Source organism: Spiribacter sp. SSL99 (genome assembly GCF_009805925.1).
Classification (GTDB): Bacteria; Pseudomonadota; Gammaproteobacteria; order Nitrococcales; family Nitrococcaceae; genus Spiribacter; species Spiribacter roseus.
The window spans coordinates 34,736-47,707 of the sequence record NZ_MAOM01000021.1; the positions used below are offsets into that span (position 1 = coordinate 34,736).

Annotated in this window: 11 protein-coding genes; 9 read left to right on the top strand and 2 right to left on the bottom strand. The window is 68.2% G+C overall.

The annotated features are described in order from the left end of the window. Window positions 1-17: 17 nt before the first annotated feature. Genes BA899_RS09155 through BA899_RS09185 form a run of 7 tightly spaced genes read left to right on the top strand, consistent with a single transcriptional unit; the run spans window position 18 to window position 7,414 of the window. Window positions 18-2,378 (top strand): DNA internalization-related competence protein ComEC/Rec2, encoded by a 2,361-nt coding sequence (locus BA899_RS09155; RefSeq protein ID WP_159300393.1) that lies wholly within the window; start codon window positions 18-20, stop codon window positions 2,376-2,378. After that, window positions 2,366-2,989 carry a MotA/TolQ/ExbB proton channel family protein gene (locus BA899_RS09160; RefSeq protein ID WP_159300394.1) on the top strand — a complete coding sequence of 208 codons (624 nt, stop codon included), beginning with the start codon at window positions 2,366-2,368 and terminating at the stop codon, window positions 2,987-2,989. Before BA899_RS09155 ends, BA899_RS09160 begins: the two co-directional genes overlap by 13 nt. Beyond that, window positions 2,986-3,408 (top strand): biopolymer transporter ExbD, encoded by a 423-nt coding sequence (locus BA899_RS09165; RefSeq protein ID WP_159300395.1) that lies wholly within the window; start codon window positions 2,986-2,988, stop codon window positions 3,406-3,408. Before BA899_RS09160 ends, BA899_RS09165 begins: the two co-directional genes overlap by 4 nt. Next, window positions 3,405-5,189, top strand: coding sequence for a lipid A export permease/ATP-binding protein MsbA (gene msbA / locus BA899_RS09170; RefSeq protein WP_159300396.1), 1,785 nt, complete (start codon window positions 3,405-3,407; stop codon window positions 5,187-5,189). Before BA899_RS09165 ends, msbA begins: the two co-directional genes overlap by 4 nt. Beyond that, window positions 5,182-6,174 (top strand): tetraacyldisaccharide 4'-kinase, encoded by a 993-nt coding sequence (gene lpxK, locus BA899_RS09175; RefSeq protein WP_159300397.1) that lies wholly within the window; start codon window positions 5,182-5,184, stop codon window positions 6,172-6,174. The genes msbA and lpxK overlap by 8 nt, the downstream gene beginning before the upstream one ends. Next, a complete protein-coding gene (gene kdsB / locus BA899_RS09180; RefSeq protein ID WP_159300398.1) occupies window positions 6,171-6,938 on the top strand; it encodes a 3-deoxy-manno-octulosonate cytidylyltransferase in 768 nt (255 codons plus the stop codon). The genes lpxK and kdsB overlap by 4 nt, the downstream gene beginning before the upstream one ends. Beyond that, the gene (locus BA899_RS09185; protein ID WP_148122020.1) at window positions 6,935-7,414 is read left to right on the top strand and encodes a low molecular weight protein-tyrosine-phosphatase; all 480 of its coding nucleotides are present in this window, start codon (window positions 6,935-6,937) and stop codon (window positions 7,412-7,414) included. The genes kdsB and BA899_RS09185 overlap by 4 nt, the downstream gene beginning before the upstream one ends. Here the strand turns inward: BA899_RS09185 and rne are convergent. After that, complete coding sequence (gene rne / locus BA899_RS09190; RefSeq protein WP_235013343.1) at window positions 7,411-10,026, bottom strand: ribonuclease E; 2,616 nt, start codon at window positions 10,024-10,026, stop codon at window positions 7,411-7,413. The genes BA899_RS09185 and rne overlap by 4 nt on opposite strands. 369 nt (window positions 10,027-10,395) lie before the next feature. Here rne and BA899_RS09195 point away from each other — a divergent pair, with 369 nt between their 5' ends. Then, window positions 10,396-11,328: an RluA family pseudouridine synthase gene (locus BA899_RS09195; RefSeq protein ID WP_159300399.1), complete on the top strand. Its 933-nt coding sequence runs from the start codon at window positions 10,396-10,398 to the stop codon at window positions 11,326-11,328. 35 nt (window positions 11,329-11,363) lie between these two features. Next, window positions 11,364-12,308 (top strand): S49 family peptidase, encoded by a 945-nt coding sequence (locus tag BA899_RS09200; RefSeq protein WP_148122737.1) that lies wholly within the window; start codon window positions 11,364-11,366, stop codon window positions 12,306-12,308. 1 nt (window position 12,309) lies between these two features. On the opposite strand, the gene BA899_RS09205 is transcribed toward BA899_RS09200, so the two are convergent. Next, window positions 12,310-12,888, bottom strand: coding sequence for a nucleoside triphosphate pyrophosphatase (locus tag BA899_RS09205; protein ID WP_159300400.1), 579 nt, complete (start codon window positions 12,886-12,888; stop codon window positions 12,310-12,312). Between the last annotated feature and the right edge of the window lie 84 nt (window positions 12,889-12,972).

The following is a 12,972-nucleotide window of genomic DNA, read 5'->3' on the forward strand; positions in this document are numbered from 1 at the left end:
CATCGGGAGACAGGCGCATGCCGCGCAGCGTGGGCGATGGGCTGGGAGCGCTGCTCGCGGGATTGATTCTGGCCGTGATGCTGCCGGTGGGTATGGCCCCCGCGCTGGCGATAGCGATCGTCCTGCTGCCCTGTCTGGCTTTACCGGGTCGGGGCCAGCTGCCCGGCTGGCTGGCGCTTGGCGTACTGGTGGCACTGCTCAGTCAAGCCGCAGCGCTTGAGCGCCGCCCGGCGGTGGATCGCGCCGAGACCGTGAATGCGGTGGGTCGCGTGGTAAGCCTGCCGCAGGCGAGCGACGGGCGCCAGCGTTTTCTCCTGCGGCCTGAATCCGTCGCCGGCGTATCCCGGGGACTGCCGCGGCGCATCCGCATCAGCCTCTACGCCGATGAGCCGGCAATCGGGGCCGGTGAGCGCTGGGAGCTGCCGCTTCGTCTGCGTCGACCCCGCGGGTTCATGAACCCGGTGCGTTTCGATTACGAACAGTGGCTCGCCAGCGAGCATATCGACGCCACCGCCTATGTGACCGAGCCGGATCAGGCGCGGCGCCTCGCTCCCGGGCGCGGACTGGTGGCCTGGCGGGCCTGGATGGCCGCGCATCTGAGCGAGCTGGCTGCCACCCCCGGGCCCGGCGGGGCGCTGCTGCGTGGGCTTGTCGTGGGCGATCGGCGCGGATTCAGCGAGACCACCTGGGATGTCCTCCAGGCGACGGGGACCAGTCACCTGATGGCCATTTCCGGCCTGCACATCGGCCTGGTGGCGGGCTTTGGCTACTGGCTGGGCCGCTGGCTCTGGGCGTTGGCCCGGCTGCCCGGCGAGCGCCGCCTCACCGCCTCGCTGATCGGGGTGGGCGCGGCCCTCGGTTATGCCGCCATGGCAGGCTTCGCCCTGCCCACCCAGCGCGCCCTGATGATGCTCGCGGTGCTGGCGCTGGCGGCACTGCTCGGCCGCCGCGTCGGCGCGGGACGGCTGCTATTGATCGCCGCCACCGGTGTGGTGCTGATGGATCCGTCGGCGTTGCTGGGCGCGGGCTTCTGGCTGTCGTTCGTGGCGGTCGCGGTGATCATCCTCGTGGTCCGGGGACGACGCACCGGGGCGGTGAGTGGGCTGTGGCGCATCCAGCTGGCGCTGCTGATCGGCCTGGCGCCCCTATCGGGGCTTTTCTTTGGCAGCTGGAGTCCCGCCGGGCTGCTCGCCAACCTGCTGGTACTGCCGCTTTTCTCGCTGCTGATCGTCCCGCTCGCACTGCCCGCGGCGGTGATCAGTATCGGATTGCCTGGTCCGGGCGGTGCTGTGCTGCACGGGCTGGCCCGACTGCTGGATGCCCTGGTCGGGGCCGGCGAGGGACTGCTGGACGCCGGCCTCGGCCCATGGCCCCTCAATCCGGTTGATCTGCTGACCGGGCTCGGCCTGGCCACTGGCCTTGCCCTGTGGATGGTCCCCACGGGTCGGGCGCTGCGATTGCTGGGAGTCTGCCTGATCGGGGGCTTTTTCCTTGCGGGTCCCGAGCCGCCCGCTCCGGGGGCGGTGACGGTGGCCTGGCTGGAGGTGGGGCAGGGCAATGCCGCGGTGATCCACACCCGGCGTCATACCCTGGTGGTGGACACCGGACCGGCCTGGTCCGGGGGCAGCAATGCCGCCGCGTTTTCGCTGATTCCGTATCTCGAACAAAGGGGCATCGAGCGCATCGACCGGCTGATCGTCACGCATGCGGATCGCGACCACCGCGGCGGGGTCCCCGCGCTCAGACAGGCGGTGCGCATCGACCGGGTGGATGCCGGCGAGCCACTGGCCGAGTTCGCTGAGGTGCGGCGCTGCCGGCGCGGGCAGTCCTGGGCGCTCGATGGCGTGCGGTTCGAATACCTCTGGCCGGATGCGCCGGGTGATGCGAGCGGGAATGCCGCCTCCTGCGTGCTGCACATGCGTTCGGCCGGCGGCGATGTCCTGTTCACCGGCGACATCGATCAGGCCATTGAGCGGCGCATTGCGCCGCGCATCGATGCCCCGGTGGTCGCGCTCGAGACGCCCCACCACGGCAGTCGCACCGGCAGCAGTGCGGCACTGCTCGAGCGGGCGTCGCCGCGGCTCGCGGTCCTTGCCGCCGGCTACCGCAATGCCTACGGCATGCCTCACCCGGCGGTCATCCGCCGCCTGCGCTGTCGCGGCATACCGCTGCATGATACCGGTCGCCACGGCGCATTGACGCTCGAACTGCACCCGCAGCGCGCGCCCCGCTGGCGGGCGGCGCGGGGCCCCGGGCGGCGCCTGCTTCACGACTCACCCCGGCGGCGTCGCTTTCCGGATGACCCGTCAATCCATTACCATCCATTGCCTTATCGCTTGTTACCGATGGAGTCGCGCCAACCAACGTGTGGGAACTGATGCGTATCGGTGGTTGGGTGATGGTGCCCATCGTGGGCTGCTACATCCTGGCCATCGCCATTATGCTCGAGCGGGCGTGGATCCTGCGCGAGCCCCGGGTCGCGCCCGCGGATCTGGTCCCCGAGGTCTGGCGGCTGGTGGCCACTGACGCGCTGGGGCCGGTCAATCTGCGTCGACTGCGCGCCGGCTCGCCCCTCGGCCGGGTCATCGCCGCGGGGCTCACGCATGCCGGGCTTTCGCGGGCCGACCGGCTGGAGCGGATCGAGGAAACCGGGCGCGTCGAGGCCCTGCAGCTCGAACGCCACCTCACCACCCTTGGCACCATCGCCGCCGTCACGCCGCTGCTCGGTCTGCTGGGTACCGTGATCGGCATGATCGATGTTTTCGCCGGCATTGACGCCGAAGGGCTGAGTGACCACCGGGCGCTTGCCGGCGGTATCGGCGAGGCCCTGATCACCACCGGGGCAGGGTTGACCGTGGCCATCCCCACGGTGGCTGCCCATCGCTATCTGCGTGGCCGCGCCAACCGCCTGATCGTCGCCATCGAGCGGGAAGCCCTCAAACTGGCCGATGTCCTCGACCGCAACCCGATGCCGGCGGGAAAGGCATGAAGCTGCCCACCCGCGAGCCCGAAGCGCCCGAGATCAACCTCACGCCATTGATTGACGTGGTTTTTCTCATGCTGGTGTTTTTCATCATCACCACCACATTCAGCGAGCGCGACGCGCTGGACGTAACGCTCCCCACTGCGGAGACCGCCGAGCCCATGGAGACCGCCCCCGTTGAGATCGTCATCGACGCCGCGGGCGCCATCCAGGTCGACGGGGAGACCGTGGCCGGCGGCGCGGCGGCACTGCGCCGGGTACTGACCGAGGCGCGCCGCGGGCGCCCCGCCGAGGCCCGGCAGGTGCTGATCCGGGCCGATCATCGCGTTCCCCATGGGCAGGTGCTGACCGTGATGGACCAGGCCGGGCGGAACGGCTTTACCGAGGTGGGGATCGCCACCACCGGCACGGATGACGGGTCATGAGCGCGACGGGACCCGGCACTCAGTCGGCGAGCGGTCTGCAGATTTACCGCCGGCTGATCAGTTATGTGCTCATCCACTGGCGTGTCGCGGCACTGGCCGTTGTCGGCATGCTGATTACCGGCGCCAGCGAGGCGGGTTTTGCGTGGCTGATCAAGCCCATGCTCGACTCCGGCTTTGTCGAGCGTGATCCGGCGACGCTGCGGCTGATTCCGCTGGGGGTGCTGGGCATCTTCCTCGTGCGGGGCATCAGCAGTTTTGCCGCCCAGTACGGCACCGCCTGGGTGAGTCGACGGGTCATCGCGCAGTTGCGCGGCGAGGTGTTCGCCCGGCTGCTGACCCTGCCGCGCCGGTATTTCGATGATGTGTCCTCGGGGATGCTGCTGTCGCGGCTCACCTACAACGTCGAGCAGGTGGCCCAGGCCGGGACCAATGCCATGGTGATCATCATCCGTGACACCGCCACCGTGGTGTTCCTGCTCGCCTATATGGCCTGGCTCAGCGTCTCGTTGACCCTCACGTTCATGCTGCTCGGGCCGGTGGTCATCGGGGTCGTGCTCTACGTCAGCAAGCGCTTCCGGCGCCTCAGCCATACCATCCAGCAATCGGTGGGGAGCATCGCCTATGTGGCCGAGGAGGCCATCGAGGGCAGTGACGAGGTCCGCATGCACGGGGCGCAGGCGGTGGAGCGTGAGCGCTTCGAGGCGGCCAACCGCCGCAACACCGAGCAGTTCATGAAATTCGCCAGCACGCAGGCGTTGAGCACTCCGGTGGTCCAGTTCTGCGCGGCATTGGCGCTGTCCATCGTCGTCTGGCTGGCGACCCTCCAGGGCAGTGTGACCACGGTCAGTGTCGGCACATTCGTGTCCTTCATCACCGCCATGATGCTTTTGCTCCAGCCGCTCAAGCGGCTGACCCGCGTTCATGCCGAGATCCAGCGTGGCATCGCCGCCGGCGAGAGCATTTTCGAGATCATCGATGAACCCCCGGAGCCGGATACCGGCGGCTATGCGCCGGCCCGCGTTGAAGGCAGCCTGTGCTTTGACGATGTGAGCTTTCGTTATGCGAGCGGCGCTGACAGTGTCCTGGACGGCATCAACCTGGATATCCCGGCCGGTGAGACGGTGGCGATCGTCGGCCGATCGGGCAGCGGAAAGACCACGCTGGTCAATCTGCTGCCGCGTTTCTATCAGCCATCGGCCGGCGAGATCCGCCTGGATGGCGTATCCCTGAGCGATTATCGACTGGATGCGCTACGCCGGCAGCTGGCGCTGGTCGGTCAGCAGGTGGTGCTGTTCAACACCAGTGTCGCCGAGAATATCGCCTACGGTCAGGATCCCATGCCGTCGCGCGAATCCATCATGGCGGCGGCCGAGGCGGCCAATGCGCGGACGTTCATCGAAGCACTGCCGGCGGGATTCGATACGCTGATCGGCGCCGACGGCGTTCAGCTCTCCGGGGGACAGCGCCAGCGTCTGGCCATTGCCCGGGCGCTGCTCAAGGATGCCCCGGTGCTGATCCTCGACGAGGCCACCTCGGCGCTCGATTCGGAGTCGGAGCAGCATATCCAGTCGGCGCTGGAGCGCCTCATCCGTGGCCGCACCACGCTGGTGATCGCCCATCGCCTGTCGACCATCGAGCGCGCCGATCGGATCGTGGTGCTCGATGCAGGACGCGTCGTCGAGCAGGGGACCCATCGCGAGCTGATCGCCCGGGGCGGGCACTATGCCGCCCTGCATCGGCTGCAGTTCCGCCGCGAGACACCGCCGGCGGCCGATGACTAGGCAATGGCTGGCGTTCTGGTCGCGGACCGGGGGGCTGGCCACGCTGCTCCTTCCACTGGAGTGGCTGTTCCGTCAGGCGGCGGCCTGGCGGCGCCGGCGGCTGCAGCGCAATCCACCGTTCATCGCTGCGCCGGTGGTGGTGGTGGGCAACCTCATTGTGGGCGGTAGCGGCAAGACGCCGCTGGTGATCTGGCTGGTGGATCGGGCAGCGGCCCGTGGCTGGCGGCCCGGTGTGGTGATGCGCGGCTATGGGGGACACGTCAAGGGCATCGAGCGGGTCGGCCCCGAGACGGATCCCGAGCGGGTCGGGGATGAGGCCGTCCTCATCGCCCGGCGCACGGGTGTGCCGGTGATGGTGGGTCGCGATCGCCCCGCCGCCGCCCGGGCGCTGGTGAGCGGGGAGGACGTCGATCTGGTCATCAGCGATGACGGCCTGCAGCACTACCGGCTGGTGCGCGATGCCGAAGTGGCGGTGGTGGATGTCCGACGGGGGCAGGGCAATGGGCATTGCCTGCCGGCGGGGCCCTTACGCGAACCGCTCAGCCGGCTGCGCGAGGTGGACTGTGTCATCGGCCGGGGCGGCGCGGCCGGCCCCCACGGGGACCGCTTTGACCTGCTCGCCGATCCGCTGGAGCCGCTGGGCGAGACGGCCGGTGTGGCGCCGGTTGCCGGAGATCGCGTCCATGCGGTCGCGGGGATTGGCGAGCCTGAGCGGTTTTTCGAGAGCCTGCGCGAATCGGGGCTCGAGGTGATCCCTCATGCGTTTGGCGACCACCATCACTACCGTGCCGGGGATCTGCCTGACAGTCGCGGCTATCCCCTTGTGGTCACGCAGAAGGATGCGGTGAAACTGAGCGGCCTCGCGCCGGTCGGTAGCTGGCAGCTGCCGGTGAGCGCCCGGCCCGACGCCGCCAGTGCGGAACGTCTGGAAGGCCTGCTCGAGATTGCCCGGCGCCGGTTTGAGCAACGCAGGAGAACGCCATGAACGCTTTTACGGTCGTCATTCCGGCGCGCTATTCGTCCACGCGGCTGCCCGGTAAGCCATTGCTGCCGCTGGGCGGGCGGCCGGTCATCGAGCATGTCTGGCAGCGCGCCACGGAAAGCGGTGCGCGCCGCGTGATCATCGCCACTGACCACGCCGATATCGCCGGATGTGCCCGCGCACTGGGCGCGGAGTGCTGCCTGACGGACCCCGGCCATGCCAGCGGCACTGAGCGGATTGCCGAGGTGGTGGCGACCTGCGCACTGGACCCCGCGGAGATCGTGGTCAATCTGCAGGGCGACGAGCCTTTGATGCCGCCCGCGCTGCTGGCACAGGTCGCCCACACCCTGGCAGGCAACCCGGCGGCGTCCATGGCCACACTGGCAACGGCCCTCCACGACAGCGACGAACTGCATGACCCGCATGCGGTCAAGCTCGTGGCGGATCACAGCGGGCGGGCGCTTTACTTCAGCCGGGCGGCCATTCCCTGGGACCGCGAGGGCCAGGGGGACCGGCTGCGCCGAGTGGCGCGCCGGCATCTGGGGATCTATGCCTACCGCGCGGGGTTTCTGCGCGAGTATGCCGCACTGCCGGTCAGTGCCCTGGAGGGCATTGAGCACCTCGAACAACTGCGGGCGCTCGAGGCGGGCGTCCACATTCAGGTGGCCGACGCCGATGAGCCGCCGGGGCCGGGAATCGATACCGCCGCGGATCTGGCAATGGTCGAGGCCGTGATCGGTTCAACAGCAACAGGAGATCGCCAATGACGCGCCTGCTTTTTGTGTGCATGGGCAATATCTGCCGCTCACCGATCGCCGAGGGGATTGTCCGCGAACGCCTCCGCACGCGGGGACTGGCGGCGCACATCAGCACCGATTCCGCCGGCACCCACGACTACCACGTCGGCAGGGCACCGGACCGGCGCGCCCAGCGGCTGATGGCCGGGGAGGGGATCGACATCAGTGACTTGCGTGCCCGGCAGGTGGACGGATTCGATTTCGAGTTCTTTGACCACATCCTCGCCATGGACGAGGGCAACTACGCCTGGCTGCGGGCTGAGGCGCCCAGCGCCCATCGGGATAAGATCCAGCCAATGCTGAGCCATGCCGCGGCCCCGGGCGTGGACTGGGTGCCCGATCCCTATTATGGCGGCGAATCAGGCTTTCGCCGCGTCCATTCACTGATCGATGACGCGGCGAATGGCCTGATTGACGCGATCGCGGCGCGACCGGCCGACGACTAGTCGCCGGCGTTGTCGCCAGGCGAGGCCGCATCGGCCTCATTGGCGGGAAGCCGCGGACGCCCGGACCAGCGGCGCGGATCGTCCGTGCGCCCGGCGCCACCGGTTTCGACAGACGCGCCATTGCTCGGAGCCGATTCAGTTTCCTGGGCGTTGGTCTTGGCCTCGCCCTTGTCGGCCTTCCTGGATCGGGAGGCCGCCTTGGCCTTGGGCGCAGGCTTCTCCCCATCGCCCGGCGCGGCGGAGTCCGCTGTTTCAGTATCAGCACTATTCTCGGCGCCCGACCCCGTATCCTCAGCGCCTCCGCCGTTGCCGCCGTTACGACGCCGGCGGCGGCCGCCGCGGCGTCCCCGGCGGCTACGGGTGCTGCCACTGGCCGCCTCATTGGCGTCGCTGCCTTCCTCGCCATTGCCGTCGTTGCGCGCCTCGGTCTGCTCGGCACCGCCGGTCGCGGTGGATTCTGCCGCCGGCGTCTCATTCTTCGCGGCGGGTTTCGCCGCCGGCTTCGACGCGGACTTTTTCGCGGCCGGCTTGTCTTCGGCAGCCTTTTTCTTGCGGGTGTTGCGGGCAGGCTCAGAGGCGTCTGACTCAGTGCTTGCCGCACTTGTCCCGGCGCCGCGCGGGGTGGCGTCGTCGTCACTGCCGTTGCCCCCGCTGCGACTGCGTCGCTGACCGCCCCGACGGTTGCCGGAGGATGACTGACCCCCGCCGCCGCTGCGACGGCGTCGGCCATTGCCACTGCGGTTACGCTGCCCCGTCCCCTCGCTGGTTTCGGTCTCGTCCGACTCCGTGCTCCGGGTGCCCGCCGCGCTCCGGTTCGAGTCGGTTATGGGTGAGTGCCGTGTGCCGTCGTCATCACCACTGACCAGGCGTTTCAGCCAGCCGATCAGTCCGGGCGCACGCGGTGTGCCGGGCTCGGGCGTGGGGGCAACGGCGGCCGGTGTCGACTCGGCCGCGGGGCTCGCCGCCGGTGGTGCTTCAGCGGCGGGCTGCTGAGGGGTGGGTGCCGGGCGCCCGGCGCTGACCCCGCTGACGACGGGGCGTTCGGCGCGGGGCCGCTCGGCGGTGAGCAGCTCTTCGGCCCGGCTCGGGGCGGTGTCTTCGCTGCTCAGGTCGTAGCTGTTCTCCGCCGGCAGATCCTCGTCGGTGCGCACGCGCTGGAGTTCGTAGTGCGGCGTTTCGAGCGCCCGGTTGGGAATGAGGATGACGCCGATCCCGTTGCGCGTCTCGATGGTCTCGAGGATGCCGCGCTTTTCATTGAGCAGGAAGGTCGCCACGTCCACCGGAAGCTGGGCGACCACCTTGCCCGTCTTGTCCTTCATCGCCTCTTCTTCGATGATCCGCAGCACCGACAGGGCGAGGGATTCGACGCTGCGCACAGTGCCCTGGCCGCTGCAGCGACTGCAGACCTCGAGCGCCGCTTCACCCAGCGACGAGCGCAGTCGCTGGCGCGACATTTCCAGCAGGCCAAACCGCGAAATGCGCCCCAGTTGGACGCGGGCGCGGTCCTGCTTGACCGAATCACGGACCCGGTTTTCGACCTCGCGCTGGTTGCGGTTGGGGCCCATGTCGATGAAATCGATGACGATCAGACCGCCGAGATCCCGCAGCCGCAGCTGTCGGGCGATCTCGTCGGCGGCCTCCAGATTGGTCTTGAGCGCTGTTTCCTCGATGTCCGCACCCTTCGTGGCGCGCGCCGAGTTGATGTCGATGGAGATCAGCGCCTCGGTGTGGTCGATGACGATCACGCCCCCGCTGGGCAGGCGCACCTCGCGCTGGAAGGCCGACTCGATCTGGCTTTCGATCTGATAGCGGCTGAACAGCGGCACACGGTCGTCGTAGAACTTGAGCTTCTGCAGGTTATGGGGCATGACCTGCTCGACGAACTCGCGGGCCCGCTCGTAGACATCCCGATCGTCGATGAGGATCTCGCCGATATCGGCGCGCAGATAGTCGCGCAGGGCACGGATGATGACGTTGCTTTCCTGATAGATGAGGAATGGCGCCGCCCGGGTCTCCGCGGCCTTGCCCACCGCCGACCAGAGGTTACGCAGATAGTCCAGATCCCATTGCAGTTCTTCGGCGCTGCGGCCGACACCGGCGGTGCGCACGATCACCCCCATGCCGTCAGGGACTTCAAGCGCTTTCAAAGCATCCCGGATTTCGTTGCGCTCATTGCCCTCGATGCGCCGGGATACACCGCCCGCGCGGGGGTTGTTGGGCATCAGGACCAGGTAGCGGCCGGCGAGGCTGACGAACGTGGTCAGCGCGGCGCCCTTGGTGCCACGCTCCTCCTTTTCGACCTGCACCACGACTTCAAGGCCTTCGGCGATGACATCGGCGATGGAAACCTTGGCGGGATCAACGTCGCTGTCTCCAGAGAAGTACTCGCGCGCGATCTCCTTGAACGGCAGAAAGCCGTGGCGCTCGGCACCATATTGAACAAAGGCGGCCTCGAGGCTGGGCTCGACCCGGGTGATCCGGCCTTTGTAGATGTTGGCTTTTTTACGCTCCCGCGCAGGGGTCTCGATGTCGAGGTCGTAGAGGGACTGGCCGTCCACCAGCGCAACCCGCAGCTCTTCGGGCTGGGTTGCATTGACGAGCATTCTTTTCATGCGGTCTTAGTCTCCGGCGCCGGTCCGTGGCGTCCGCACACGCGTTACGCTGGCCGGCGCACCGCCAGAAAAATCTGGCGAGCGTCAACGGCAGGCAGCGGATTCGCAGGATCAAGAGACCCATCATGGGGCATCCATTATTGCGGGCGCCCGGGCAGGCGCGTTGTCAGTATTGATTGTTGGTTCCATCGAGCGCCAGTCCGCGACTCGCGCCCACTCAGCATTCGTTTCCGGCTGGCGGGGAGCGCACCGATTCGCGCCTCTCTCACCCGTGTCAGCTTTCGCACTATAGCAACCGAGCGGCAGGGCGTCCAAAAACCGGCGGGATCTGTGGCAATCTTGGCGTCTTTTCCACAGCGGAGACGCGGATTGCCCGGAGCAACGATTCACACGGTGGCGGCGGAACTGGCCGGCCAGCGCATCGATAATTTCCTGCTGCGTGAGCTCAAGGGCGTCCCGCGCACCCGCGTCTACCGGCTGCTGCGGCGGGGTGAAGTGCGCGTCAACGGCGGTCGCATCCGGCCCACTTATCGGCTCGCGGAAGGCGATCGGGTGCGACTGCCCCCGGTGCGCCAGGCAGCGGCGGGCGAGGCCATGGCGGCGTCGTCCGCCGTCATGGCGCGGCTGGAGTCGGCAATCATTCATGAAGACGACCGCCTGCTGATCATCGATAAACCGTCAGGGATGGCCGTGCATGGCGGCTCGGGCATCGCCTACGGCGTGGTCGAGGCACTGCGCCTGATGCGCCCGCGGGCGCCTTTCCTGGATCTCGCCCATCGGCTTGACCGGGATACCAGTGGCTGTCTGGTCCTGGCAAAACGACGCTCGGCGCTGCGGGCCCTGCACAGCGAGTTCCGCGACAACCGCGTCGACAAGCACTACCTGGCCCTGCTGCGGGGTCCATTGTCGCCGCCGCAACAGCGCATCGACGCCCCGCTGCGGGCGGAGGCCGGCAAGGGGGGCGAGCGGGTGATGCGCGTCCACCCAGCGGGTCAATCGGCGCGAACTGACGTCGCCCTGCTCGAGTCATATAACGGGTGGAGCCTGGTTCGGGCCACGCTCCACACCGGGCGTACCCATCAGATCCGCGCCCACGCCGCCTCCATCGGTCATCCGGTGGCGATGGATGCGCGCTACGGCGACGATCGGGCCGATCGGGGGCTCCGCACCCTCGGGCTCAGGCGGCTGTTTCTACACGCCGAGCACCTGGGCTTCGAGCTGCCCGGTCATGGCCGGATCGATGTGACGGCGCCGTTACCCGACGATCTACAGGCGCTGCTATCGCGCCTCGAGCACCAATAACCGGCCGGAAGGCCGTGATGAACGGGAGTGAACCGATGAGTGATGATGAGTCCTGGGCGCGTGAAACCCTTCGCGAGGTTGCCCTTGAAAGCGTCCGGGAGCGTCGGCGTACCCGCCGCTGGGGGATCTTCCTGCGAATCGTATTCCTGTTGATCATCGGCACGGCGGTTTTCTCGACTCTGGGCCCGCTGCTGGCGCTGGGAGAGTCCCAGCCCACCGGGCCCCATACCGCCGTGGTGCAGGTCAACGGACCGATCCTGGCCAGTCGCCCGGCGAATGCCGAGCGCCTCATCGAGGGTCTGGAGCGCGCTTTCGAGGCGGAGAACGCCGAGGGCGTCCTGCTGCAGATCAACAGCCCCGGCGGCTCGCCGGTGGCCTCGAGCCGCGTCTACCAGGCCATTGAACGGCTCCGCTCGGCTCACCCGGAGACACCGGTGCATGCGGTGGCCGGCGACATCATGGCCTCCGGTGCCTACTACATCGCCGCCGCGGCGGACGAGATCCATGTCAATGGCGCGTCACTGATCGGCTCCATCGGGGTGATCAATCGGGGGTTCGGTTTCTCAGAAGCCATCAATCGGCTGGGTATCGAGCGCCGTGTCTACACCGCCGGCGACGAGAAGGCCGGGCTGGATCCGTTCATGCCACCGGACTCTGATCAGATAGAGGAAATGCAGGGCATGCTCGACGCCATTCACGAGCAGTTCATCGAGGCGGTCGAGGCCGGCCGCGGCGATCGCCTGACTGGCGACCCGTCGTCCCTCTACTCGGGACGTATCTGGACCGGCGGCGAGGGCATCGAGATCGGGCTCGCGGACGCCTATGGCAGCCCCGAGAGTGTGGCCCGCTCGGTGATCGGTGCGCCCCGACGGGTCGACTACACGCCGCGCCGGCGGCTGCTCGACCGGGCGCTTGAGCAGGTCGGCAGCGCCATGGCCACCACCCTGAATCGCATGCAGGGCCCGACGCTGCGCCCCTGAATCAGGGGCGGATGATGCCGATCCGCCCGAGCAGCTGATTCAGCGCGATCAGCGGCAGGCCGATCAGGGCGTTGGGGTCGTCGGTGCGGATCGACTCGAACAGGCTGATTCCGAGCCCTTCGGCGCGGAATGCCCCGGCGCAGTCGAGCGGCTGATCGGTGTGCACATAGCGCTCGATGGCGGCGCGCGCCAGCCGGCGGAAGCGGACGTCCGTCGTCACGGCGTCGACTTCAATATGGCCGCTGGCGGGGTCATGGACCGCGACGGCGGTGGTCAGTGTCACTGGCTGGCCGGATGCGGCCAGCAGCTGATCGATGGCCCGCTCCACCGTGCCCGGCTTGCCGAGGATCTCCCCCCGACATTCGCTGCACTGATCCGAGCCGATGACCACGGCCCGGGGATGATCGGCGGCAACGGCCGCGGCCTTTTCCCGGGCCAGACGGCGGACGTAGGTCTCGGGGGTTTCCCCCGGGCGACGGGTCTCGTCGATATTCGGGGCAATCGTCATGAAATCGATCTGCAGACGGCGCAGCAGCTCGGCGCGATAGGGGGAGCTTGAGGCGAGGATGATGGAGGCCATGCGCGGATCCAGGGTTGAAGGTCGATGGAATATGGTCGATGACGGCGCGGGCGGACGCAAACTGTTGTAGGCCGGTGTCAGCGC

Bases quoted from the DNA above. Each gene is read 5' to 3' on its own strand.
- BA899_RS09165 (WP_159300395.1), top strand. From the start codon at position 2,986: ATGAAGCTGCCCACCCGCGAGCCCGAAGCGCCCGAGATCAACCTCACG.
- BA899_RS09205 (WP_159300400.1), bottom strand. From the start codon at position 12,888: ATGGCCTCCATCATCCTCGCCTCAAGCTCCCCCTATCGCGCCGAGCTG.
- kdsB (WP_159300398.1), top strand. From the start codon at position 6,171: ATGAACGCTTTTACGGTCGTCATTCCGGCGCGCTATTCGTCCACGCGG.
- BA899_RS09200 (WP_148122737.1), top strand. From the start codon at position 11,364: ATGAGTGATGATGAGTCCTGGGCGCGTGAAACCCTTCGCGAGGTTGCC.
- BA899_RS09155 (WP_159300393.1), top strand. From the start codon at position 18: ATGCCGCGCAGCGTGGGCGATGGGCTGGGAGCGCTGCTCGCGGGATTG.
- lpxK (WP_159300397.1), top strand. From the start codon at position 5,182: ATGACTAGGCAATGGCTGGCGTTCTGGTCGCGGACCGGGGGGCTGGCC.
- msbA (WP_159300396.1), top strand. From the start codon at position 3,405: ATGAGCGCGACGGGACCCGGCACTCAGTCGGCGAGCGGTCTGCAGATT.
- rne (WP_235013343.1), bottom strand. From the start codon at position 10,026: ATGAAAAGAATGCTCGTCAATGCAACCCAGCCCGAAGAGCTGCGGGTT.
- BA899_RS09185 (WP_148122020.1), top strand. From the start codon at position 6,935: ATGACGCGCCTGCTTTTTGTGTGCATGGGCAATATCTGCCGCTCACCG.